The sequence below is a fragment of the Streptomyces sp. NBC_01306 genome, assembly GCF_026340465.1.
Classification (GTDB): Bacteria; Actinomycetota; Actinomycetes; order Streptomycetales; family Streptomycetaceae; genus Streptomyces.
Genome location: NZ_JAPEPC010000001.1, coordinates 4,804,719 through 4,829,163, shown reverse-complemented (window position 1 = coordinate 4,829,163; position 24,445 = coordinate 4,804,719). Strand labels below are relative to the sequence as shown.

Here is a 24,445-nt window from a genome sequence, read left to right as displayed (position 1 = left end):
CTTGCACCTCATGACCCGCCCACTTGATCCACCGCTTCCGCCTGCGAAATTCGGGATCGTCGATCTCTTCGCAGGCCCCGGCGGCCTCGACATCGCCGCCACGATCATGGACGGCGTGGAGAGCATCGGAGTCGAGTGGGACGACGCCACCCGGGAGACCCGAAGGGCTGCCGGTCTCCTGACCACCGAAGCGAAGGACGTCGCCGAGCTCGGCCCGTGCGACCCCGATGTCGCCCACGCAACTGTGCTGACCGGTGGCCCGCCGTGCCAGTCCTTCTCCGTCGCCGGTAATCGGAAGGGCCACAAGGCCCTGGACGACGTGACGCGCTTGGCCACATGCCTCGCCGGCCATGACGACTTCGCATCCTTCGAGGCGGCGTGGAAAGCGGTCAAGGGCGAGACCGACGCCATGTCCGACGAGCGCACAGGGCTCGTACTCCAGCCACTGCGCTGGATCATGGAAGCCCTTCTCCGGCGCGGAAAGCCGTACGAGGTGATCGTCCTGGAGCAGGTACCGACGGTCCTCCCGGTCTGGAGGCACTACGTCAAGATCCTCAAGCAGACCGGGTACGCCGCCGAGGCACACGTTCTGCACTCCGAGGACTTCGGCGTGCCCCAAGCACGTCGACGGGCCGTACTGATCGCGCAGTACGACCCGAACAACGTGGAGCGGAAGGTTCTGTTCCCCAAGCCGACCCACCAGCGGTATCAGAAGGGGGTCGAGCGGCTCCGGAAACGGACGGAGCAAGAGCAGGACCCGAACGACACCTTGTTCTCGACAACTGTCGGAGACGAGGTCGAGCCTTGGGTGGCCATGCAGGACGCCCTCGCGGCGACGCGGCCCCACGACTTTGTGATGGTCTCCAATTACGGCTCGGGCGGCGACCCGAAGAATCGGGGCCGCCGCACTTCGCAGGAGCCCGCTGCGACGGTCACCGGCAAGGTCCGACGGAACCGCCTCTATCTTCTGAAGGAAGGAGAGTCGGGCACGAAGGAAGTCGGCGAGGAATTGGACCGGTTGACGTTCGAAGAGGCCGGCCTCCTCCAGTCGTTCCCCGCCCGGTATCCCTGGCGTTCCACCGACGTGGCCCAGCAGATCGGCAACGCCATTCCGCCACGCCTCTCCCTCCACATCCTGAGCATCGCCCTCCTGCGCGAGCCCCCGAAGGAGGAGTGGTTCACGCGGTTGAAGGACTGGGAGCCGCCGGCCCGGTCCACGAACGAGGCACTTCCCGAAGAGGCCTGAGGCCGGCGGCAGGTCGGTCTCTCAGACCGCGTCGGCCTCACTGTCGTCCGTGCCTTCCTTGCCGCGCACGGGGGCCTCGGCGAAGAGTCCCGCAAAACGGTCGACGAGCTCGGCCACCGAGCTTTCCGGAGCTCCTTCCTCGGCCGGTCCTTCCGGAAGCGCCCTGCGCGGCACGGGCGGCGCCCACTCGGCGGCATCCACCCATTCCCGCAACGGACGGCCGTCCCGTTCGATGTCCGGGGCGACGACGTCGTACATCAGCGTTGCCGCGGAAGCGTTGACCGCCGACGCCAGAGCGTTGATCTCACGGCCGCCCGGCACGGTGCCACGTTCGATGAGTCGAAGCATCGCCTGAGCCGTCGGACGGTGGTCGACCACGTCGAATCGCAGGGCGGTGTTGAGCATGTCCTGATGGGAGCAGGCCGTCACCACCGGTCCGTAGTCCGAGCCGTCGCGGAACAGCTCTGCCGCCCACCAGAGCCTGGCGAAGGCCTGCGTGTAGTGCATACCGCGAAATCGCGCGGCAGCGACCTTCGGAACCTTGTCGTCCTTCTTCACCGACATGTGACGCCAGACCACGTAGTCGGGGGCCACGCCCAGCGCCAGGTAGTTCCACATCCGGCGGTCGGCTGCCTCCCGGCGGTCGAGCCGCAAGGTCGCGTGAAGCCGCGGGGCGAGCCAGGCGTCGGCCCTGGTCGGCTTGGCATCCCGGAACTCGTGCATCGCGTCTTCGACAAGATCACGAACGGGTCCCAGCGCCGCGCGGGCCTCGTCACCGGGCACAGGATCGGCGATCTTGTTGAGCGCCATGGCGGGTACGTCCTCCTTGCCCGTGAGCAACCCCTCCGTGAGGTACTGGGCGGCGTTCAGGTCGGAGAGCAGTGCCAGGCGCTGGGGCAGGTAGGCCGGCTTGTCGGTCATACGTCGCTCTCCCGGTGGAGTCGGTCCAGGCCGCGAATGGTCGTCGACAGGGCTTTGGGGACCTCGGCCCGGCGAGTGGCTGCGAAATGGATACGGGGTTGGAGGTCGGTCCATCCGGATGTTCCGGTGCGTCGCCGGTGGACATCCCTCAGAGCGTCCTCCGGAGATCGGCCGGGCACGACGTCCGGGAGCATCTCGCGCAGTACTTCACCCCGCCAGTCATGGGGGAAGAGCGGCGTACCGTCCTCCTCCATCTCCAGGTCCCCAATGGCTGTGTGGAACACAGCGGTCCACACGTCCGTGCACATCTGGGCCAGCAGCAGATCGCGGACGAGGCTCTCGACCGAGGACCCGTTGGCGCCGACGAGATCGGTGATGCCCTCGAAGTCGGTGTTCAGATGCACGGCGGGCAACTCTCCGGAAGTGTCCACGATCCAGGGGACATCCCGGAAGGGCCGCAGCCACTCGGGCCCTTCCCGGAAACCGATCTCGACCACATCGAGTTCGCGGTCGCGCAACGGGGCTCGGGCCGTCAGGTCGACGATCCAGTCCTTCTCCGATGTGGCGATCACTCGCCCCGGTACACCGTCGACGGTCGCGACCACACTGACGGACAGAGTGGCCCGGTCGAGATGATCGGCCCGCCACAGTTCCAGATGCCCGCCCCACTCCCGGCCGCCCTCCGTGTCCTGCTTGAGGCGGACGACAGTCCGTGTATTGGTGACCTTGTCGATCAACACAGCGACGACCGACACGTCCGACCAGTAGCCGTCCGACTCGGTCGCCCTGGCCGGAACCGTGGCCGACAACTTCAGCCGCGCGCTCTCCCAGTCGTCGCGCTCGGTCATTCCCAGGGCGACCACTTGCTCGACGACCGAGAACGCCTTGGTGTCCAGAGGCTCTCGGTTCTCCCCCGGCCCTCTCAGACCGACCGCTGTCACGCGCAGCGACACCGCCCCGGGAAGGCGCTTGTACGGGAAGGCCTTCATGCCCTGCCCCCCTTGTCCGTGCGGAGCTCCACGACAAGGCCGGTGAGCGCGGCCCGTACGGGATGTGTGGACACATCGGTGACTCCGCGGAAGGTGGCGTTCCGGGCGCCCGGTGTGAAGTGCAGTACGCCGTCGATCAGTTCGCAGTTGTGCACAGCGCCCAGTTCTGCCCATTTCAGCAGGGGCCGTGGACCCGATCGCACATCCAGCTTGGCCACCGGAGTCGAGTGCCAGGTGTCGCCTCCGACCGGAACCTTCACCTGGGCCGTCACGCACCAGGCGCCATGGTCGTCGATCCGGGCCTCGAGCTCGTCCAGTGTCGGCAGACCGGCTGCTCCCGTGGGCCTCGTCACCTTCTTGCCGCCCACCGCGAGTCGCTTGCGCAGCCGATCGGTGCCTTCGCGCCGTTTGGCCTTCGGGACCGCGACCAGTTCACGAACCGCCTTGTTCGTGTCGCGGGTCAGCGTGGCGATCCGGCGATACGCGGAGGCCGAGTAGCGCATCCGCAGCTCTTCCGTCTGCCCCCACTTGTTGTGCTCGGGTGGCTCGGATGTCCGGAGGAACTCTTCGGCCTCGTCGGCGAACGGCGCGTCGTCACCTGCGGCGTGCCCGGCCAGCAGCACCGCCTGGAACGGGTTTGTCCCCAGAGCGAGTTCGGGAACTCGCGCGGTCCTGACGGTCATCCGGTTGCCTCGCATCGTCACCACGGAGTTCGGTTTACCGTCGTCCCGATCGTCGGCCTCCGTCACCAGGACGACCGCGCGGTGCTCGCTCCCGCTGCCCAGACCCGCGGGAGCGGGCACGTTCAACGGCACCGTCGCCATGGCCACCTGCCCGGATTCGGTCAGGCGGTCCACGGTTGTACCGTCCAGGAATGCCTGGAGAGCACGGGTACGTGAGGGCTGGGTGACACGGGGATCGACCCGCTCCTCCTCGATGATCTCCACCCCGTTGCGGAGCGTTCGGACGGACGCCTCCAGCAGCGGCTGTGTTTTCTCGCCCATCGTCATCGCAGCCCAGAAGTTGCGTCCGAGGGCCTGGAGGAGACGCTTGTGCATGCGATACACGCTGTCGTCGTCCTCGCTCTCCTCACCCTCCGTCCCCGGGGCGGCCTCCGCGAGTGTCGCCACGTCATGAGCTCCGACGATGAGGAAGGACGTGCCCGGTTCCGGGCTCTCCCGAGTGAGGTGCAGCCGCTCGACACTCTCCGGGTCCGCCCACCACGAACGGGCCACATTCACATTGGCCGAATCGGGGTCCGGCCGCCCCAGCCAGGCGGGCCCGGCCCAGGCTCTGCCGTCGACCTCACGCCACGGCAGGTCGAGTCGACCGATGAGCCGTCGCTCGGTGCGCCCTTCGTGGGGCTCGGACAGAGTGGAGTTCATGATCACGAGACCGAGTCGACTGGTGGCCCAGAGCGTCGCCTTGCCCAGACCGTAAGAACCACCGGCGCCGGTCATGGACTTCTGGCTGTCGAGCTGGCGTCGTACGACGGCGGCGAACCGGCCGGTCTCGTAGTCGTCGCCGGTCAGCCCGGAGGCGTTGTAGTCGTCGACCCGCAAGAGGACCAACCGGTCGCGCTCGTGCATCTCACGCAATCCTGAAGCGATGACCCGGCCGACCTTCTGATCGACGTCCGCCGCCGCCTCGTAGTGCGGGAGGAGATCGTCCCAACAGATCGCCTCCCGGAAGCGGGCGAGCGCTTCTCCCGTCAGCTCGTGCAACGTGTAGCGAACACGGACCGGACGGGGCCCGGGCAGCCGTTCGTCGAGACTGTTCTGAGTGGCTTCCCGGGCCAACACCTCGACATCCGCTTCGAAGGCGAAGGCCGCGGCATTGCCGAAGTCTCGGCCGCCGTCCTCGTAGGCAGGGCGGTGGTACCACGAAACGGGCAGGCCGGCGAGGGTGTCCGCGGTACGGGTGTGGATGGTCCCGGTGTCCGTGCCGAGGGCGTCGGCGATCTTCCCGATGGTCTCTTCACGCGGGGTCGCGCGTCCGGTGATCCAGGCCGAGACAGCGGCTCGTGTCATGCCGATCTGCTGAGCCAGATCGGCCTGACTCATGCGCGACTGTTTCAGCTGTCGCGCGAGCCAGGGCCCGAAATCCATGCCGCTGTCCAACGTCACCACTCCTCAGCTGCCGCACTGCTCAGAGGTCAACCGTACACCCCGAAATTTGACGCAGGCGGCGGAGCGACAATTTTGATTGACGGGAAGTCGGGGGCCCCAGGGCAACCCTTGAAGCTATTGATCGAATATCCCGATCCTCCCCGCAAGAGAGGCATGAGAAGAATGCGTACCCCTGTGCCAAAAAATACGGTTCGACCGGGTATGCGCCTGTGAACTTGCACGACAAAGACGGGACGAACGGCCTTGCAATGCGCGGCGCCGAGCCTGTAGCGTCCGAACCGCCGAGAAGTAATCCCCTTCCAGCAGCACCGCTGAAAACGGCCCCTGGTTCCGCGTGCCCGAACGCCCACAATCACGTTCCTCGCATCCTTCCCGCTGAATTCGCAAACACCCTTGCTCGATTCGGCGGAATAGGGTTTCATTTACTCACCCATTCGACTCCCGCTCCAATATCGGGAAATAATTCTGACGTCTTTTTCCGACCTCCTGCAGAATTCACACCATCCATCTCGTGTGCATTCGGCCCTTCTGTACGTGCGCCATTTTCGGTACCGCCCGATTCGACATGCACAAACACACGAGAGCAGGGGTGCAATACCCATGTCCGAGTTCGACATCGTCGACCAGTACGACTCCATCGACGACCCGGGGCAGAAGTCCGACCTCCTCGACACGGTCGGTCTGACGCGCCCCGTCATCAACAGCCTCCGGCGCAGGCGCGCCTCCGCCCGCAGGACGGCGGAGGCGGCTCCGACTCCTCCTGAGAACAACAGGCCCACCACGCCCCCTCCGGACGGCGCGGCCCCGCGGAGCAGCCGCCCGCCGCGCGGGCCCCGCCGCCCCCGGGTGACCGCGAACACCCGCCCCCCGAACAGGAGTTACGCACTTCGGCGGTACCGGCGTACGCGTCCGGCCGTCGTGATCGTCCTCATCCTCAAGTTCGATTGAACCGACGTAGCGTCAGCTACCACGTCTATCGTTCATTTGGCGGCCGGCCGTACCCCCGCAACGGCCGGCCGTTGACGACTCGCGTGCTCAGCCATGGTCAGGAGACGGAAGCACTTTGAACCACACCGAAGCGACGGGCAGTTCGGGCTCCTTGCCCGTCATCCAGAAGATCATCGACCAGTCGACGCGTGTGCTGGAAACCTATCGCGTGGACCCGGGCCTGATCCTGGAGCATGCGAACGGCGAGCGACGTATCACTCAAGGTGGTTATGGGGACCGCCAGTTGTTCGAACTCGTCCAGAATGCTGCGGACGAGATCGCCGAACAGCCGGGCGGTAAGGTCCATGTGATCCTCACGGAAACGCATCTCTACTGCGCGAACGAGGGCACGGCGGTCACACCGGAGGGTGCGGAGACCATTCTCCGTATGAGCGTCTCGAAGAAGCGCGGTGGCCAGATCGGCCGCTTCGGAGTTGGCGTGAAATCGGTCCTGGCGGTCACGGACACTCCCCAGTTCTTCAGCACATCCGGTTCATTCGGATTCGACAGGACGTGGTCGTACGCGGAGATCCGAAAGGTCCGGGGGGCCGCGGGTTCGGGCGGCGACTTCGAAGCTCCGGTCCTCCGTATGGCACGTCCTCTGGACGCCGACAAGGAACGGCTGGCCGACCCGGTCCTCGACCAGTTGCTCGGCTGGGCGACAACAGTGGTCCGGTTGCCCCTTCTCCCGAATGCGGCGGAGGCATTGGGTCGGGACATGCACGGAGGCACACAGAAGGAGGACCAGTCGGGGGAGTTTCCGTCCCGCTTCCAGCTCTTCTCGCACCATGTGGGGACCGTGGTCCTGGAGGACCGCCGATCGATGCCTCTGGTCAGCCGTGAGATCACCGTCACTCACGAGGGGGCCCAGCACACGATCCACGAGACACGGACGGGCCGGCAGGCGCAGAAGACCACGTGGAAGGTGTTCACGCACGCCCACACCCCCACCGAGGCGGCCCGCCGGAGCGCCGGCGAAATGCACGATCGGGGGACGATCGACATCGCGTGGGCCGTGCCGGACTACACGGGCGACACGGTGCTCACCGCGCCGAGGGGCCGCGGCGAATTCTGGTCGTTCTTCCCGACCAAGTACCCCATGACCCTGAGTGGTGCACTCAACGGTGCATGGAAGACGAATGAGGACCGCCAGAACCTTCTGGACGCCAGCCCTTTCAATCAGGAGATCATCCAGGTCGCCGCCCGACTGGTCGTCGATTCCCTGCCCCAGCTCGCTCCCGCCGCGGATCCCGGCGCCTATCTCCCCCTGCTCCCCGGCAGGCCCAGGGAGTCCGAGACGCTGAACTGGGCAGACAAATACCTCACCGAACAGATCTGGAAGTTGGCGGCGCAGCGCCCGTCGCTCCCTGATCAGGACGGGGTCCTGCAGATCCCCCGCAACTTGCGGTTGCACCCCACTCTCGGTGAGCGCGGAAGCCTCGAACTGCGCTGGCTGGAGGCGTGGAGCGCCTATCCCGGACGTCCCACCGACTGGATCCACCCGTCCGTGGAGGCTGTCGGTATCCGCGCGGGCAAGGTCGACCATGTCCTCAAGGAGACGAAGCAGGTCAGAGCCACCGTGCGCGAATGGCTGGAGGCCCTGGTCGGCGACGAGACTGCCGAGGCCTCTGCGGTCGCCATTCGCATTCTTGCCGAAATGATCCGTGAGTCCTCGCCCTTCGCCGCCGAAGCCCGTACGGCACGCATTGTCCTGACCGAGGGCCACGGCATGGTCGCCCCGGTCGCGGGCAAGGTGTTCCGCAGGACGGTGCAGGACGGCCTCAAGGACGATCTCGTCTACGTGGACGCCCAGTTGTCCGACGATTCGGACCTGGCCGGGGCGCTCGGCGACCTCGGGATCAGGGACGCCGACGCCCGTGGTCGTTTCGTGGGGGTCCTGGACCAGGGATTCGACGGCTACAGTCCACAGGCCTGGACCCGGTTCTGGGAGCTGTTCCACAGCGCCGGCGGCAGCCATGTGAGCGGCGAGGTGAAGTCCCGGGTCGCCGAACCGTTGAGGACGCTGTTCGTGCGCACCGTGGACGGACGCTTCCACCGTATGGACGACTGCCTCCTTCCGGGCGCCGTTGTCCCCGGTGACAGGTCGCGGGACACCTCGGTCGCCGTCGACATGACCTTCCACTCGGACGACATGGCCGTGTTCCGCGAGTTCGGCCTCAGAGATCGACCGACACGCGGCCACGAACCGGAAAGCGCTCCCTGGTTCGAGGAGTACCGGACCGCCATGTACGACAGCTACTGCAAAACCCTCAGCAGCAGCGCCACCCGCCCGTCGATCGGTCGCCTCCGGCTGGAGGGCTCCTCGACCGGGGGTCCGCTCCATCTCCTGCAGCAGCTGTCGGACGAGGGCAGGGCCGCGTTCGTCAAGGCACTCCCGGACGACAGCGTCATCGACGCCTGGACCCTGCAGATCGGTGCACAGGCGGCGACACGCAAGAACATCTACTCACCGCTGCGTTGGATGTTGAGCCGTTACGGGAGGGTTCCGACCTCGCAAGGTGTGGTCCCGCTCTCCGAGGCGGTGGGACCCCAGTTGCGCGCGTACGCGGATGTCCTCCGTGTCGCGGACATCAGCCCTGAGAAGGCCCGCAAACTGCGCCTTCCGGCTGTCGTCACCGACGTCCCCCCGCATCAGTGGCAGAAGCTGATGGCCCAACTGGAGCAGAGCGAGGACGACGCCTTCGTCGGGCGCACATACGTGATGATGACCCGGCTGGAGGTGGATTTTCCCGAGAACTCACTCACCCGTTGCCGCGTCGGTTCCGAATGGACCACCCGGGAGGACGGCGAAATCGCGGTCGCCGGGACAGCGGAGGAATACCGGACGCTTCGTGCGGAGCAACTTCCGGCGCTGCTCGCCGGGAGCCCGGAGGACGCGGAGCTGCTGACCAAGACGTGGGGAATGCTCCGCTACTCCGACGTGATCACCAAGGAGACCCGACACGTGGGGGAAGGCGAGCCGGTCCTTCTCCGGGACGAGTACCCCGCTCTCCGGCAGCGGCTGGGTAACGCCATCAACGACTACAGCCTGCTCCGCTGCTCGGAGTTGGAGGAGTTGAAGCGCACCCCGTTGGGCACATGGCCGACGCAGCTGTCCAGCGCCTTGCTCGGCAAGACGGTCCTCGTCCTGGAACCGACGTCCCGGCTGGAAGCTCTGGTGGCCGCCGATCGTGAGCTCCGCTGGGGACTCCACGAGACCGGTTGCCGAGCGGTGCTCGATGCCCAGGATCGGCAGGAGGCCGACCAACAGCTTCAGCAGTCCCTGCGCGCGGTCCGAGAAGCCGGGAGCGTGGAGGAGAAACTGGAATTGTTGATCGGTGCCACGGCGCTCCGTGCCGGACTGCCTCCCGGCCTGTTGGAGAGCGAACGCGCCGATCTCAACGGTGCGGAGCCCTCCGGTGCTCGTGTCGCACGCATGGCGTACAACGCACACGGGGACAGCGTTCTCCAGGTCCATTCGCGAGATCTCGTGGCGGCCTACCCGAGTCACGCCCCCTCGTCCTTCAGCGGCTCCTCCCCTGCGGTCAAGTTCGTCTCCGAGTTCGGCTTCCCCGATGCGTTCGCCGGCACGAGGACCCCCTCGCTGCCGCCGAGGGTCGATGTTCCCGGTCCCAGCGAGTTTCCTCGCCTGCACGACTACCAGGAGAAGCTGGCGGCGAAGGTCTTCGCGATGCTCGACCGGTTCGCTCCGCAGCGCGGAATGCTCTCCCTCCCCACCGGCGCCGGCAAGACACGTGTCGCGGCGGAAGCCGTGATCCGATGGATCAAACAGGTGCGAGACCTGGACGGCCCCATTCTCTGGATCGCCCAGACCGAGGAACTGTGCGAACAGGCCGTCCAGAGCTGGAGTTTCGTCTGGACGAAGGTGGGCGCCGAGACTCCACTGACGATCAGCAGGCTCTGGACGACCAACGAGGCGGGCCCGATCAGCGGCCGTCCTCACCTGGTGGTCGCGACCGACGCGAAGCTCCGCAACTGCCTGGGAACCGACGGGTACGCATGGCTCCGAGCTGCCTCCCTCGTCATCGTCGACGAGGCCCATGTCGCCATCTCACCCCAGTACACCGAGATCCTCGCTCACCTGGGACTGACAGCGCGTGAGACCCGACGTCATCTGCTCGGCCTCACCGCCACTCCGTTCCGCAATACCAACGACGAGGAGACCCGGCGTCTGGTCCAGAGATTTGGTGCCCAACGACTCGACGACGGGATCTTCCCCTCGGGCGACGCGTATGCGGAGCTTCAGGAACTCGGCATGTTGGCCGAGGTCACGCATCGGGAACTCCGCGGTGGCACGATCGAGTTGACCAGCGACGAAAAGGAGCGGGCCGATCAGATGAGCCTGCTGTCGAAGGCCGCCGAGCAGCGACTCGCCGAGGACCAGGACCGGAACAGTCGCATCCTGGAGGAGATCGCCGCGATGCCGTCCGACTGGCCGGTGCTCGTCTTCGCCACATCGGTCACGCACGCCAAGTTCCTCGCCGCGAAACTCAAGGACCGTGACATCAGAGCCGCTTCGGTGGACTCGGCCACCCCGACGGGCGAGCGCAGAAGGAGCATCGACGACTTCCGGAGTGGTCGGACCAGAGTCCTCACCAACTACGGGGTTCTGACCCAGGGTTTCGATGCCCCGGCCACCAGGGCCGTGGTCGTCGCCCGGCCCACGTACAGCCCGAATGTCTACCAGCAGATGATCGGGCGCGGTCTGCGCGGCCCCGGCAACGGCGGCAAGGAGACGTGCCTGATCCTCAACGTACGCGACAACATCACCAACTACGGCAAGTCTCTGGCCTTCACCCAGTTCGAGCACCTCTGGAGGGCGAAGTGAGCGAGGCGTACTCGTCCGGCCCGTCGCTCTCCGATGAGCAACAAGCAGTCGTGGACCAGCCCTGGGACGCCCGACTGCTGGTGACCGCCGGGGCAGGTGCGGGCAAGACACATACGCTCGTGCGTCGGCTCGACGCACTCATGAGCAGCGAGGAGGAGGCCCTCGAAGCACGCGAGATCCTCGTCCTGAGCTTCTCCAGGGCCGCCGTTCGGGAACTGCGCGAGCGGATCGCGACACACGCCCACCGGGCCCGTCGGGTCAGGGTCCAGACGTTCGACTCCTGGGCGTACTCGATCCTCAGAAATGAACAGCCGGACCACGAATGGGGCAGTCTCCGTTTCGACGAGCGAATCAGGGAGACCACCGATGCCATCCTCAGGGGGGCTGTCGAAGCCGGGGAACAGGGCGCACCGGCTCATGTAGTGATCGATGAGGTGCAGGATCTGGTCGGCGACCGACGAGACATGGTGGAGACGCTCCTCGACCGCTTTCAGGACAGCTGTGGTTTCACCGTGGTGGGTGACGGAGCCCAGGCGATCTTCGGGTTTCAGGTGTCGGACGAAGACGCGCGTGCAGCGGAGACCAACTATTTCTTCGACTGGCTGCGAACGTCGTACCTGGACGACCTCGTCGAACTGCATCTGTCCGGGAACTTCCGGGCCCGCACGGAGGAGGCCCGCACCGCGCTGGGCCTCGGCACCTCGTTGCAACGTCTGCCCTCGGAATCGGACCGGTCGGCCACCGCAGGAGAGGAGCTCCACCGCAGGCTGACCGACCTGCTCCGCTCATGCCCCGACTTCGGTTCACTCGGTGACCCGTTCACGCTCGGGTCCCTCCAGGATTTCCCCGGCACATGTGCGATTCTCTGCCGGGACAACAGGCAGGCTCTCGTCCTCTCGGACGCGCTCTTCTCCCTCGGAGTGGGGCATCGGATGCAGCGAGCCCTGCAGGATCGGCCGGTCCCTGCGTGGGTCGCGTCCGTCCTGCGCCGGACAGCCGCCGGCACATTGAACGAGGAACGCTTCCAACTTCTGCTGTCCGAGACACCCGTCCCGCCCGTCGGTGATCGCGCAAGGATCTGGCGCTCTCTGCGGCGCGCGGCCCGCGCCCCGCGCGGCCTGCTGGATGTTTCCGCCGTACGCCGTCTCGTCACCGAGGGACGCTTCCCGGACGACCTGGCCGCAGCCGAACCGGCCGGCCTGGTGGTGTCGACGGTGCACCGGGCGAAGGGGTTGGAGTTCGACCGAGTGATCGTGGTCGAACCCGCGTCGATGGCAGAGCTTCGCAAGCAACACACCTATGTCGACCCGGCGGCGGAGGCCCGCGCCCTCTATGTCGCGATGACTCGCCCCCGTGACGATCTGTTCCGTATCGCTTCCCCGGACACGGCACTCATTCGTAGGGACAGGTCCTCCGACCGCTGGTACATCGGCGGTTGGAAGTCATACGTCCGCGACGGGATCGCAGCCTCGGAACAGGACGTGTGCCGCGAGCACCCGCCGGGAACCGACGGGTTCACGGAGGAGGCGGGTGCTGTACAGGACTATCTCGCCGAGTCGGTTTCTCCCGGTGACGAGTTGGTCCTCCGTCTCCAGCACAAAATGCCGATGGGGACGGACCAGAGCCCGCCCTACACCGTCCTCCACCGGGATCGACCGGTCGGTGTCGTGTCGCAGCACTTCCGCCGCGATCTCCATTCGTCGCTGAAGATCGGCAAGAACTGGGAGATCCATTGGCCGGTGGAGATCGGCGGCTTCAGGGTGGACTGTCTGGAGAGCGTCGCCGGTAGCACGGCTTCCGCCGCCCGTGCCGGCCTGGGCGATCACGGAATGTGGATGGTGCCCCGAATGTCGGGGCTGGGTCGGTACCGGCACGCCGCGAGGAACTCCCCTGAGGATGTGGGCAGATGAAGAACGAAGCAAGCACGCATGCGGCCCACTACGCAGTACGCGAGGGCCTCGTGGCTCAACTGCGCCGGGACCTGCTCGGCCCGGGTGCCCCGGACGAGATCCTGACGCAGGACCCGCCGATGACCACGTACCCGATCGGAGTGCTGTTTCCGCGCCCCCGGGACGACCGGGCCTGCGAAGAACTCGACGCGGACACCGCCGAGGACGAAGGGCTCGATGACACGCCGGTGCTCCGGGGCAGCAGGGACATCGAGGATGCCCTTCCCGACGTCGGTGCCCCTCTCGCGGGTGACAGGCGTCCTTCGTCCATGGGGCTCACCTTCGCTGTCGACCCGGACATCTCGTCGAGCATCGTCGTACATGCCGAGGCAGCGGTCTACGACCCCATTGACGCTGATGGTCGGCCCATCACAGCCACGCGTGCGGAGGCCCGCAGCACAGCGGACCGGGACGAGCATTGGCGGCGTCGCAGCCTGAATCTGCCGCCCGTGACGATCGATGTCCGGGATTCGAGCCCCCGCCGCCCCGACGATCTCGGGGGCGGGACGAAGCTCAGAGTTCTTGTGCGCCCTCCGTCCCGACCGAGTGGGACTGTCACCGTCACCGTCACGCTGATCAACGATCAGCGCGTGGGCGAGCGGGAACTGCAGGACGCCTTCTGCCTGTTCCAGCCGCGTCTCACGGTATCCACACCGTCCGACGCCGCAGCATTCGTCGAGCGTCCCGCGGGGCGTGGCGTGGACGACGTGGATGTGGCCGCCGGCCGACTCCTGCACCGGCATGCCCCCACCTTCGCCATGGGGCACGGCTGCGCAGCCAACTGGGACTGGACGCCGCCGGCTGTCGGTGAACCGAACACCCGAGTCGCTTCCATCAGTTCCGTACGGACCGAGTTCGTCCCCACGCATGAGGTCCTGCTGACCGACTCCAACCCGGACATCGACGACTCGGCGCTCGCCATGCACAGCCTGGCGACGCGACCCGAGATGGAGGTGCTCACGGCACTCACCGACCTGATGGCCGGTTACGCGGAGTGGCTGGAGCGCAAGAAGTTCGAGGCCCGGGGCTTCTCCGGTACCACCCACGAGGGCCCGGCAGCGGAACAGATCAAGCAGTGCTCCGCCGCGCTGGCCCGGATGCGCCATGGGATCAGGGTGCTCGGCACCGATCCGGAAGCCATGAAAGCGTTCCGACTGACCAATCGGGCCATGGCCCAACAGCGCTCCCGCGGTGAGTGGGTGAAGAACGGACGTCAAGGCGCTCCCGACGAGACCGAAGGACGTTGGCGTCCGTTCCAGATCGCTTTCCTGTTGCTGTGTCTGGAAGGGATCGTGAGCCCGGAACACAAGGACCGGGACGTGGCGGACCTTCTCTGGTTCCCGACCGGCGGTGGCAAGACGGAGGCCTACCTCGGCCTGATCGCCTTCACGACTTTTCTGCGTCGCCTGCGCCGCAAGGAGCATGGAGCAGGCGTCACCGTCCTCATGCGCTACACCTTGCGCCTCCTGACACTGCAGCAGTTCGAGCGGGCCGCCGCCCTGATCTGCGCCATGGAACGGATCCGCCTGGACAGCCCGGCTGTCCTGGGCGCCGAACCCATCTCCATCGGTATGTGGGTCGGCCAGTCCGCTACACCGAACAAGCTCTCCGTGGCCGAGGAGAGCCTGACCGAACTGCGCAAGGGCAAGGACCTGCAGGAGAAGAACCCGGTCCAGCTCCATGCCTGTCCGTGGTGCGGCGCTCGTCTCGACGCGTACCAGTACGAGGTGGACGAGGACGCGAAGCGGATGTACGTCCGTTGCCCGGACGCCTCGTGCGACTTCCGTGACGGGCTTCCCGTCCATCTGGTCGACGAGGCCGTGTACGACGCCCGGCCGACTCTGGTGATCGCCACCGTGGACAAGTTCGCGGCCATGCCCTGGCGCGAGAAGACAGCTGCCCTCTTCAACCGGGACAGTTCGGACGACACACCGCCGCCCGAACTGATCGTGCAGGACGAACTGCACCTGATCTCCGGCCCGCTCGGGACCCTCACGGGCCTGTACGAGACGGCTGTGGATCTGCTCGCGGACCGGCCGAAGGTCATCGCGTCCACCGCTACGATCCGCCGCGCCTCGGACCAGGGCAGGGCACTGTTCGCCCGTGAGGTCTCCCAGTTCCCGCCCGCGGGACTGGATGCCCGTGACTCCTGGTTCGCCGTGGAGACCCCACGCGAGCGCAAGGCGACCCGCCAGTACATCGGTCTGCTGACTCCGAGCACGAGCCAGTCGACGTTGCTCATCCGCACGTACGCGAACCTGCTCCATCAGGCGATGCGCGCCGACACGAGCCCGGAGGTGCGCGATGCCTACTGGACACTCGTCGGGTACTTCAACAGTCTTCGACTTCTGGCCGCGGCGGAACTTCAGGTCCACGATGACGTCGACGCGTACCTCTCCTATCTGGCCGAACGCGACGGCGCTGAGCAACGCAAGATCCATGAGCTGACGGAACTGACCAGCCGGGCGAATTCCAGTGAGGTACCCGCACGACTCAAGCAGCTGGAACTGCGTCTACCTCACGCCGATGTCGTAGATGTCCTGCTTGCTACCAATATGATCTCCGTCGGTGTGGATGTGGACCGACTCGGCCTGATGGCAGTCATGGGGCAACCTCAGACCACCGCGGAGTACATCCAGGCGACGAGTCGCGTGGGACGACGCCACCCCGGTCTCGTGGCCGTCATGCTCAACTCATCTCGGTCCCGCGACCGTTCGCACTACGAGAGCTTTCAGCACTTCCACTCGGCCCTGTACCGCGAGGTGGAGTCGACAAGCGTGACGCCGTTCTCCTCCCGCTCTCGCGAGCGGGGACTGCACGCCGTGGTCGTCGCACTGGCCCGCATCCTGATCCCCGCAGCACGCCCCAACGACGGCGCCGGCCGGATCGATGAGTTCCGGGACGAGCTGGAGCGCGTCGTCAGAACGGCGCTCCTGGCTCGGGCGGACAAGGTGGACAAGGAGGAGCACGAGGCCACGGCAGACGCGTTCGACGAGTTCGTGGATTGGTGGTCGGAAGAGGCCAGGATCCACGGCGGCCTCACGTACGAACCCGTACGCGGGAAGAAATCCCCTTCGCTGCTCCGCTCCTTCGACGACGAACCGAACGAGGGTGCCTGGTCGACCCTGTGGAGTTTGCGTGACGTCGATGCCGAGTCGGCCCTGTTCATGGAGGCAACCCGATGACCCCTCCCCCTTCCCGGCGCCGTCGCGGTGGTACGCCTGAGCGCAGCTACCCGCGCCGCGGCGCGGTACGGCGTTCGCAGGTGATCACCACTTACGGCGTCGGCTCGTTGGTCGCGGTCGACAATGAGTCGTTCATCGTGATGGGAACCGACTCGTGGAACGTCACACAGGCCCCGACCATTTACGAGCACCGGCTCGCACGGGTGCTGGGAGTGAAGTCGTTCCGGCTTCCACCGGCCTCCGACGACACCAGTAGGGACGGCATCCGGGTCCGTCGTTTCCCCCTGTGGCATTCCTGCCCGAACTGCGACGCATTGCAGCACGTCCGTGGGTTCAACTCCCCTCCGGGAAAGAACGATTGCGGCGATTGCGACGAGGAGTTGGTGCCGTCGCGCTTCGTCATGGCCTGCGCGAAGGGTCACATCGACGATTTCCCGTACTGGAAATGGGCGCATCGCAACAATCGACAGGGGCAGGAATCGGGACACTGCGGTGGCGAGATGCGGCTGCGGACCAGCGGGAAGACCGCATCCCTGCGCTCCGTCCTGATCTCCTGCACCTGCGGGATTCCTGAAGTCTCCATGGAGGGAGCTTTCCGCCGCAGTTCCTTGTCCGGGTTGAAAGTGTTCTGCAGCGGACGACGCCCCTGGCTCAAGGACGCACCGACCGAACACTGCGCGGAAACGCCCCGCACCCTGCAGCGCGGTTCGTCCGTTGCCTGGCAGCCTCTGGTGAAAACCGCGTTGTCGATTCCGCCGTGGAGCGATGGTCTCGCAGCCCGCCTCGGTGATCACTGGGAGAACCTCCGCGCGATGACACGGGTCGAGATCGAGATCTATCTCAAGGCCCTCACCATGCAGGAGAAGTACGAATTCTCCACCGACAAGGTCGTCGCGCTACTCGAAGCGGAGAACCAGGAGGATCTGGCGCCGGATCAGGACCAGCCCAGGGGCCATGCCTACGCCGCCCTGCGGAAGCAGGAGTACGAGCGGCTGGTCGCAGGCCGTCTCGAGAGCGAGACGGACCGCGAGGAGGAGTTCATCTGCGAGCCCCCTCGATCGTCCACGGCACCCCTGCGTCCTTACGGGGTAAGTGGCCCCATGCTGGTCAAGCGCCTTCGGGAGGTCCGGGCGCTGAAGGCCTTCTCCCGGGTGGACACTCCTGACACACATGACGAGGTGCACGAGGCGGCGCTCTCGCTGACGTCCACGGGGTGGCTGCCCGCCATGGAGGTGCGGGGCGAGGGTGTCTTCCTCCGGCTCGACGAGACGCGTCTCGATGCCTGGGCCCGAAGCGCGGCGGTGGCGGCCCGAGCCGAGAGGATCCGCACCAATCATCTGCGCATGCTGCGGGACCGTGCCGGGGAGGATCACACCGTGCCGGACTCGCCGGCCGGTCCCCGCATGGTCCTGCTGCACACCCTTGCGCACGCACTGATCAACGAGTGGAGCCTGGACGGCGGCTACCCGGCCGCCTCCCTCCGCGAGCGGCTGTACGTGGACGACACCATGGCGGGTCTGCTCATCTCCACGGCGACCAGTGATTCCGCGGGCAGCCTCGGAGGGCTGGTCGCCCAGGGGGAACCGGTCCGCCTGGAGCCGTCCCTGCACTCGGCCTTGACCCGGGCCAAGTGGTGCTCGGCGGACCCGCTCTGCGTCGAGTCCGAAGGCAGCGGGGTGGGTGGCATCAACCTCGCTGCCTGCCACGCCTGTGTGCTGCTGCCCGAGACGAGTTGCGAACACAACAACGGACTCCTCGATCGGGCCCTGCTGATCGGAACGCCCGAGGATCCGTCGGTCGGGTTCTTCAACGGAGCAGTGATGCCCTGACCACGGAGGCACGGCGCACCGAGAAGGGCTGACCGACTCGACAAGAGGCCGAACGGTCGCTGCCCTACCGTCACATCGGGCGTCCTGGGTCGGATCCTTGGATCCCGTGTGGCACGGGCCCCTCACCAAATGGGCAGCTCAGTTGCCGGTCGCTGTCGTGCCCACGCTCTTCTCCAGGGACTCGGCAAACCGGGGACCCGGTGCCCCGGGCCCCCGCTCACGCCGGCCCGGGCCCCGCACTCGAAGCAGGATCCGCATCCGCAGCCGGGTGGTCCGGCCAGTCGACGGCGTACTCCGTCGGCTGGCCTGTCGTGAGCCGGGCATAGCGGAGCAGTTCGCGGACGATGCCGGCGTTGCCCATGCCCCAGCCTGTGTGGGGTGTGAGTTCGCTCGGGGTGGCTCGGTGTTCGAGGTTCGACCAGCGCGCTCCCGCCGTGTCCTCGATCGCCCGGGAGGCGAGGTCCGTGACGAGGATGTTCGCGAAGTCCAGGCCGTCGGCGTGTTCGACGTGCCGGTCGCACGCCAGCGCCAGTACCCCTGCCGTCCCGCAGCACCGGCCGTTGTTGTCCCAGAAGCCGGGGCGCAGCCGCTGTGGGAGGCCGGAGTGGGTGACCGTGTGCCAGCACCCGTCCGCCAGTGCCGACCAGGACGGGTCCTGGAGGGTCGCCGCCAGCAGCCGGAACGCCTGGGCGTCGCCCGTCGGGCCGTGGCACCAGCCGTAGCTGTAGCGCTCGATGCGGTCCGGGACGTGCTGCGGGTCGGAGTGCGGGACCAGGAAGCCCGCCGGGCCTGCCTCGTTGCGGGCGGCCACGTCCGAGGCGCCGGCCACTGCCAGTTCGGTCAGGTCGGGGCGCCCGGCCTGCCGGCCCACGGCGGCCAGTGCGTGCGCGATGCCCAGCGTGCCGTGCGAGAGATGGTGGAATCGGGCCGGTGCCCCGGACAGCGACTCCCACTGCACGCCGCCCGCTGTCCGTTCCGCGGTACGGAGGTAGGGCGTCACCGCGCGTACGGCCAACTCGTCGTCTCCCACGGCCAGTGCGCCCAGAGCGATGCCCGCGTTGCCGATCAGCAGGTCGAACCATCTGTCGTCCCAGCGCGTTCCGTCGAACCGGGACCGCACCCGCTCCATCGCCCGGTCCGCGGCCGCGCCTGCGGCCGTGTCCCCCAGCAGTCCGTGCACCGCGCGCAGGGCTACGGCCATTCCGGTCAGGCCCGTGTACAGGGAGCTGACGTCCCACTCCTCCGCGGCTGCCGCGAGGGTCAGTGCGCCCCGCGCTGCGGCATCGCCGTACCGGTCGTCGCCGAAGTGCTCCCGGCCTTCGAGCAGCGCCAGCACGATCCCGGCAGTCCCGCTGTAGAGGGTGGGGTCCAGTTCCTCGTCGGTCGTGGTCTCCGTCCAGGCCAGGCCGTTTCCGGTGTCCCGCGCCGAGCCGACGAGCCAGTCCAGACCTCCCCTGCCCAGGGCCTCGGCGGCAGCCGGCAGATCTCCCTCGGTGAGCTCTGTGATCATCGGCCCAGCGTCCCACGGCCGTACCGGGCCGACAATGAGCTTTCTTGCCTGCCGGGCGGGCCGGAGGACATGCTGGCCCCGTGCCAGGACAGCAGCGTAAGCGGAGGAATCAGCAGCGGGGCGGCCCGTTGCGGGGTGCCGGAGCGGGGCGGTGGGAAGTCGTTTTCGAGACCCAGGACGCGGCGGAATGGCAGAGTTCGGTGCCGCGGATCCGGAGTGAGCTCGGGCTGACTGATGCGTCGATGCTTCGCGTGGACACGCTGCGCGGTCCCAACCGGGTCCCAACTCCGATCCCGGTCCCGGTCCCGACCCCGACCCCGATCCCGGTCCCAACTCCGACCCCGACCCCGATCCCGGTCCCGGTCGTGCGGAGCCGCCGACCACCTATCGCCTGAGCATGTTCGTCCCGTATCCGCAGACCGAGCCTCGGCCCGAGCCGCCGGAACAACCGAACGGCTGAGTGTGCTGGGGCGGGCCGACGCGTCAGTGAAACGTCGCCGCCTCTTTCTCGTCGCGGTTCCGGCCGTGGGAGCATCGGCACCATGCAGTACCGGTATGCCACTGAGGCCGATGTGCCCGCCATGGCGGAGCTCTTCGCCGCCAACCGTCGCGATGCCCTCACCGAGCAGCAACGCTCCGAGCAGGGATTCGTGCAGGGCAACTTTGACGCTGCCGCCCTGCGTGCGATGGTCCGGGACGGAAGTCTCCTCGTCGCTGATGACGCAGGTGAACAAGGTGGCGCGGACGGCCAGGACAGCACGGGTGATCCGGATGCTCGCGGTCGCGCCGGCCGCGTAGTGGGGCTTCTTGCTCTGTCCTCGGCCGAGCGGCTGTCCAGCCCGCCGCCGCCCGTACGCGCGCTGCTCGACGCCCAGGACTCCCTGCGCTGGCAGGGTCAGCCGCTGAGCGCGTCGCGCTGGCTGATGTACGGGCCGGTCGTGGTCGACGCCGCCTTCCGGGGGCGCGGCGTGGCCAGGGGGCTGTTCGAGCTGGCGGTCGAGGCCGCCGGGGGCCGGGCCGATGCCGTGGTCGCCTTCATCGAGGCCGAGAACCAGGCGTCATGGCGCGTCCACGTGGACGGTTTCGGCATGTGTCCGCTCGGTGACTTCGTCGCGGGTGGGCGTACGTACAGTGCCGTCGCCGCGCCGGCCCGGGACGCGCCCCGGTAGCTCCGGACCGGCAGAAACCACCCGGGAAATCCCCGGTACCTCCTACCGGTCCGGCCACAACCGCGCCAGCCGGCGCTCCACCCCTTGCGGCAGCGTCCCCGCCTCGATCGCTTCGAGTTCAGCGGCACGGGCCGCCGAGCGGCCCCGGCACCGGACGCCCAGACGGTACGGGCCCGGTTCGACGGTGAGTTCGTGCGGGGCGTCCAAGCCCGACACGGGCCGGAGGCCTGGGCGGTGCCGCCGCCGATTCCGGTGAGCAGCAACGAGGCCGGTGCGGCCCCCGGCAACTGGATGATCGCCATCCGGCCGACGTGACGTCCGATGGCCGCCAGCACCGCGCGCCCGCCGCCGCCAGGCTCGGGTGCATGACAGAGACCCCATCAGCGACAGCAGCCGCACGTGAACCGCTGGCCGTGCTCCAGAGCATGTACGCGGCCGAGGCCCGCTATCTCGCCGCCGGCGGCCCGGACGCGGTCGGCTTCGACATCCTGGCGCCGTTCTTCGCCCCCGATGTCGTACTGCATCAGGCGGCCGGGCTTCCGTACGGCGGGACCTGGCACGGGCACGACGGCATGGCCCGCTTCTTCCGTGCGATGAGCCGGACTTGGGAGTCCTTCCGGATGGCCGGGCAGGAGATCCTCGCCACCGGCGAGACCCTCGTGGTGCTCCACCGCATCGAGGCGCGCTCCCGCGCCACCGGCCGGGAGATCGCCTTTCCGATCCTTCAGACGGTCGCGGTACGGGGCGGTCGGATCAGCAAGGTCCGGGGCCGTTCTACTGGGACACGGCGGCCATCGCGGAGACATGCGGGTGGGCGGCGGCGCGGGCCAACTGACCCTGCCCGCCTGTCAGTGCACAGCTTGACGCCTCGCCCCGCCGCCGTGGCGTGGTGGCGCCGTGGGTTCAGTCGATGCCGATCGGGTTGACGAAGGTGCCGGGGCGGGTGGCTCCGGACTGGTCCAGGACGGCACCGCCGTAGGGCCACTTGAGGGTGACGTGGGTGGTCTCGTCGGGCGGCGTGATCAGGACCTGGCTCACCTTGAACGGCTTGGGTCCCTTCATGGCGTTGGGGAGCGGCAGGATGTTCATGGAGACCATGGAGGTGTCGTCGCCGGGGCTCAGGGTCATGGTGCTGGGCTTGTCCGAGGAGCGGGGCAGGTCCCAGGTCTCGCCGGTCGTGCTGATCAGGCGGACGCCGGGGAAGCCGTGCAGGGTGCAGGTGCGGTTGCCGCTGTTGGCGAGCCGGACCGTGGCCATCTGCTGGTAGTCGGCCTGCATGTCCGGGGCTCCTCCGTGCGGGCCGCCCCAGTTGAAGGTCAGTTCGCCGGTGTGGCAGCGCTTGCTCTCCGCGCCCGTGGTGGAGGCGGTGGAGGCGAGGTTCACCGCGTCGGTGCGTGAGCCCTTCTCGGCCATCTTCTTCACGTTCTTCATGCTGTCCCCGGCCGCCTGCGCCTTCTCCTGCGACCCACCCTGGAGGCCGGACCACCCGCCGGCCTTGGAAGAGGTCGACCCGGATGACGAGTCGCACGCGGTGGCGCCCGCGCCGACCGCGATGACCGCCAGCACGGCGGCGGTGCAACGGACTGCGCGAGTGAGCTTGGCGGTCATGGTTCCTCTTCTCCGGCGCCGGATCTCCGTCCGGCGCTCCCCGTGTCCAGTGCGCCTTACAGGAAGTGAGATGTGTGCCCTCCAGGGGGAGTTCACGGAGCCCGGGACGGAAATTGTCCGGAAGCTGTAACAGCCATCCACCCACCGCCGCAGCTCGACCGGCCGCCTGTCCTCGCCCCCTTTCTGCACCCACACGTACGCCGACCGTGCCCGCCCCCTCCCCCCTCCCCTCGGCTCTCGGCTCTCGACCCCCGATCCCCACCCCGCCACCGGCCTCCGAATCCGCGCCATTAGCCTCGTCCTCATGGCAAAGATTCCCGCAGCAGCCGTAGCAGCCACCGGTCTCGTCGGCGGTTTCGCCGTGGCCCGCTGGACCAGGAAGCGTCCCCTCGGGGGCGTGGCGCTCGCCGCCGCCGGTGCGGTCGCCGCCCGGCAGTGGCAGCAGGAGGCCGGTACGGCCAAGGCCGCCGCCCTCACCGGTGTCTACCTCGCCGCGTTCGGCGGGTCCCACCCGCTCGCGAAGAAGATCGGCGCCTGGCCCGCCGTGTTCTCGGTGGCCGGTGCTGTCGCCGTGGCCTCGACGGTGGTCGCCCGCCGCGCCTAGCGCCTTGCGCCTGGGGCAGGCCGGCGGGCTACGCCCCCAGGGCGTGCGACACCGCGTAGATCGCCAGGCCGGCCAGCGCACCGACGACCGTGCCGTTGATCCTGATGAACTGCAGGTCACGGCCGATGTGTGCCTCGATCTTGCGGGACGTCTGCTCGCCGTCCCAGCCCGCCACCGTGTCCGAGATCAGGGACGTGATCTCGCCGCGGTACGTCGTCACCACGTACACCGCCGCGTCCTCCAGCCACCCCTCCAGCTTCTGCTGGAGGCGGGCGTCGGTCGCCAGCCGGGCGCCCAGGGACAGCAGCGAGGCGCGGGCCCGCAACCGCAGTTCGCTCTGCTCGTCCTCCGCCGCCGAGATGATCATGGTGCGTACCGAGGCCCACGCCGAGGCGATGACGTCCTGCACCTCCGAGCGGCCCACCAGCTCCGACTTGAGGCGCTCCACCCGCGCCCGGGTGTCGGTGTCGGACTGGAGGTCGGACGCGAAGTCCGCCAGGAAGCGGTCGAGGGCGCCGCGCGCCGGATGCTCGGGCATGTCGCGCATCTCGGTGATGAAGCGCAGCAGCTCCTTGTAGACGCGGTCGCCGATCCTCTTGTCGACGAACCGCGGCGTCCACCCCGGCGCCCCGCCCTGCACCGCGTCCATCACCGAGTCGGAATGGACGGTGAGCCAGTCGTGGGCCCGCATGCAGACCAGGTCGACGACCCGCCGGTGGCCCCCGTCGGCGACGACCTTCTCCAGCATCTTCCCGAGACCGGGTGCGACCTCGGCGGCCTCCGCACGGCGGGTGATCGCCTCACCGACCACCGCCTGGACGTCCGAGTCGCGCAGCACAGTCAGCGCGCCGCGCAGCGCCGTCGACAGCTCCGCCGTCACCCGGTCGGCGTGTTCCGGTTCCGCGAGCCAGGATCCGAGCCGTCCGCCGATGCCGACGGCCCGCAATCTTGCCCGTACGACAGATTCCGACAGAAAATTTTCCCCAACAAAGGAACCAAGTGACTCCCCAAGCTGGTCTTTCTTGTTGGGGATGATTGCGGTATGAGGGATGGGGAGGCCAAGTGGCCGGCGGAACAGTGCCGTCACGGCGAACCAGTCGGCCAGCGCACCCACCATGCCCGCCTCAGCCGCCGCGGCGACATACCCGGCCCACGACCCTGCCCCGGTGTGCGAAGCCCAAGTGGCGAGTACGAAAATGAGAGCGACCAGAAGGAGAAGTCCGGTGGCCGTCGTCTTCATACGGCGGACCCCACGGCGCTTCTCCTCATCGGCCGCGCTGTAGGCAACGGAGCCCAGTGGCGCGGTGCCTGTGACGCCTTCCGTCCCAGGTCCGGCTCCGACTTCCGTTTCCCTGCCAGTACGTTCCATCAGCTCCGCCTGCTCCGCCCGTTCCGCCCGTTTCCGTTCCTGCACCTGTACCGCCCCCGTGCGTATTGTCCCTGCCTCAGCTACTCCTGGGACGCACGCCG

General features: G+C 67.7%; 16 protein-coding genes. 9 read left to right on the top strand and 7 right to left on the bottom strand.

The genetic code is table 11. The annotated features are described in order from the left end of the window. Positions 1–10: 10 nt before the first annotated feature. The gene (locus OG385_RS21310; protein ID WP_266856658.1) at positions 11–1,246 is read left to right on the top strand and encodes a DNA cytosine methyltransferase; all 1,236 of its coding nucleotides are present in this window, start codon (positions 11–13) and stop codon (positions 1,244–1,246) included. Between the two features lie 21 nt (positions 1,247–1,267). On the opposite strand, the gene OG385_RS21305 is transcribed toward OG385_RS21310, so the two are convergent. From OG385_RS21305 to OG385_RS21295, 3 genes are read right to left on the bottom strand one after another with little or no spacing between them, the layout of a single operon-like run. Beyond that, on the bottom strand, positions 1,268–2,167 hold the full coding sequence (locus OG385_RS21305; protein WP_266856656.1) for a DUF6339 family protein: 900 nt from the start codon (positions 2,165–2,167) through the stop codon (positions 1,268–1,270). Continuing rightward, the gene (locus OG385_RS21300) at positions 2,164–3,156 is read right to left on the bottom strand and encodes a hypothetical protein (protein ID WP_266856654.1); all 993 of its coding nucleotides are present in this window, start codon (positions 3,154–3,156) and stop codon (positions 2,164–2,166) included. The genes OG385_RS21305 and OG385_RS21300 overlap by 4 nt, the downstream gene beginning before the upstream one ends. Next, entirely contained in the window at positions 3,153–5,264 is a 2,112-nt protein-coding gene (locus tag OG385_RS21295) for a helix-turn-helix domain-containing protein (RefSeq protein WP_266861038.1), read from the bottom strand. The genes OG385_RS21300 and OG385_RS21295 overlap by 4 nt, the downstream gene beginning before the upstream one ends. Positions 5,265–5,885: 621 nt before the next feature. Here OG385_RS21295 and OG385_RS21290 point away from each other — a divergent pair. From OG385_RS21290 to drmB, 5 genes are all read left to right on the top strand, one after another. After that, positions 5,886–6,233, top strand: a complete 348-nt coding sequence (locus tag OG385_RS21290; protein WP_266856653.1) for a hypothetical protein — start codon at positions 5,886–5,888, stop codon at positions 6,231–6,233. A 115-nt stretch (positions 6,234–6,348) separates the two neighbouring features. After that, on the top strand, positions 6,349–11,121 hold the full coding sequence (locus tag OG385_RS21285; RefSeq protein WP_266856652.1) for a DEAD/DEAH box helicase: 4,773 nt from the start codon (positions 6,349–6,351) through the stop codon (positions 11,119–11,121). Next, a complete protein-coding gene (locus OG385_RS21280) occupies positions 11,118–13,031 on the top strand; it encodes a UvrD-helicase domain-containing protein (RefSeq protein WP_266856650.1) in 1,914 nt (637 codons plus the stop codon). The genes OG385_RS21285 and OG385_RS21280 overlap by 4 nt, the downstream gene beginning before the upstream one ends. Continuing rightward, a complete protein-coding gene (locus OG385_RS21275) occupies positions 13,028–16,255 on the top strand; it encodes a helicase-related protein (RefSeq protein WP_266856649.1) in 3,228 nt (1,075 codons plus the stop codon). The genes OG385_RS21280 and OG385_RS21275 overlap by 4 nt, the downstream gene beginning before the upstream one ends. Further along, on the top strand, positions 16,252–18,084 hold the full coding sequence (gene drmB, locus OG385_RS21270; protein WP_266856647.1) for a DUF1998 domain-containing protein: 1,833 nt from the start codon (positions 16,252–16,254) through the stop codon (positions 18,082–18,084). Before OG385_RS21275 ends, drmB begins: the two co-directional genes overlap by 4 nt. Before the next feature lie 217 nt (positions 18,085–18,301). Here the strand turns inward: drmB and OG385_RS21265 are convergent, their stop codons facing one another. Further along, positions 18,302–19,594: a lanthionine synthetase LanC family protein gene (locus OG385_RS21265; protein WP_266856646.1), complete on the bottom strand. Its 1,293-nt coding sequence runs from the start codon at positions 19,592–19,594 to the stop codon at positions 18,302–18,304. A 542-nt stretch (positions 19,595–20,136) separates the two neighbouring features. Between OG385_RS21265 and OG385_RS21260 the strand changes: the two genes are divergently transcribed. Continuing rightward, positions 20,137–20,763, top strand: a complete 627-nt coding sequence (locus OG385_RS21260) for a GNAT family N-acetyltransferase (RefSeq protein ID WP_266856645.1) — start codon at positions 20,137–20,139, stop codon at positions 20,761–20,763. Between the two features lie 42 nt (positions 20,764–20,805). Here the strand turns inward: OG385_RS21260 and OG385_RS21255 are convergent, their stop codons facing one another. Further along, complete coding sequence (locus OG385_RS21255; RefSeq protein ID WP_266856644.1) at positions 20,806–20,970, bottom strand: hypothetical protein; 165 nt, start codon at positions 20,968–20,970, stop codon at positions 20,806–20,808. 158 nt (positions 20,971–21,128) lie between these two features. Here OG385_RS21255 and OG385_RS21250 point away from each other — a divergent pair, with 158 nt between their 5' ends. Continuing rightward, positions 21,129–21,689, top strand: coding sequence for a nuclear transport factor 2 family protein (locus tag OG385_RS21250; RefSeq protein WP_323183819.1), 561 nt, complete (start codon positions 21,129–21,131; stop codon positions 21,687–21,689). On the opposite strand, the gene OG385_RS21245 is transcribed toward OG385_RS21250, so the two are convergent. Continuing rightward, the gene (locus OG385_RS21245; RefSeq protein ID WP_266856643.1) at positions 21,667–22,371 is read right to left on the bottom strand and encodes a DUF4232 domain-containing protein; all 705 of its coding nucleotides are present in this window, start codon (positions 22,369–22,371) and stop codon (positions 21,667–21,669) included. The genes OG385_RS21250 and OG385_RS21245 overlap by 23 nt on opposite strands. Before the next feature lie 304 nt (positions 22,372–22,675). Here OG385_RS21245 and OG385_RS21240 point away from each other — a divergent pair, with 304 nt between their 5' ends. After that, the gene (locus OG385_RS21240) at positions 22,676–22,975 is read left to right on the top strand and encodes a hypothetical protein (RefSeq protein WP_266856642.1); all 300 of its coding nucleotides are present in this window, start codon (positions 22,676–22,678) and stop codon (positions 22,973–22,975) included. A 28-nt stretch (positions 22,976–23,003) separates the two neighbouring features. Here OG385_RS21240 and OG385_RS21235 read toward each other — a convergent pair whose 3' ends face one another. Then, positions 23,004–24,344 carry a DUF445 domain-containing protein gene (locus tag OG385_RS21235; protein WP_266856640.1) on the bottom strand — a complete coding sequence of 447 codons (1,341 nt, stop codon included), beginning with the start codon at positions 24,342–24,344 and terminating at the stop codon, positions 23,004–23,006. Positions 24,345–24,445: the final 101 nt, after the last annotated feature.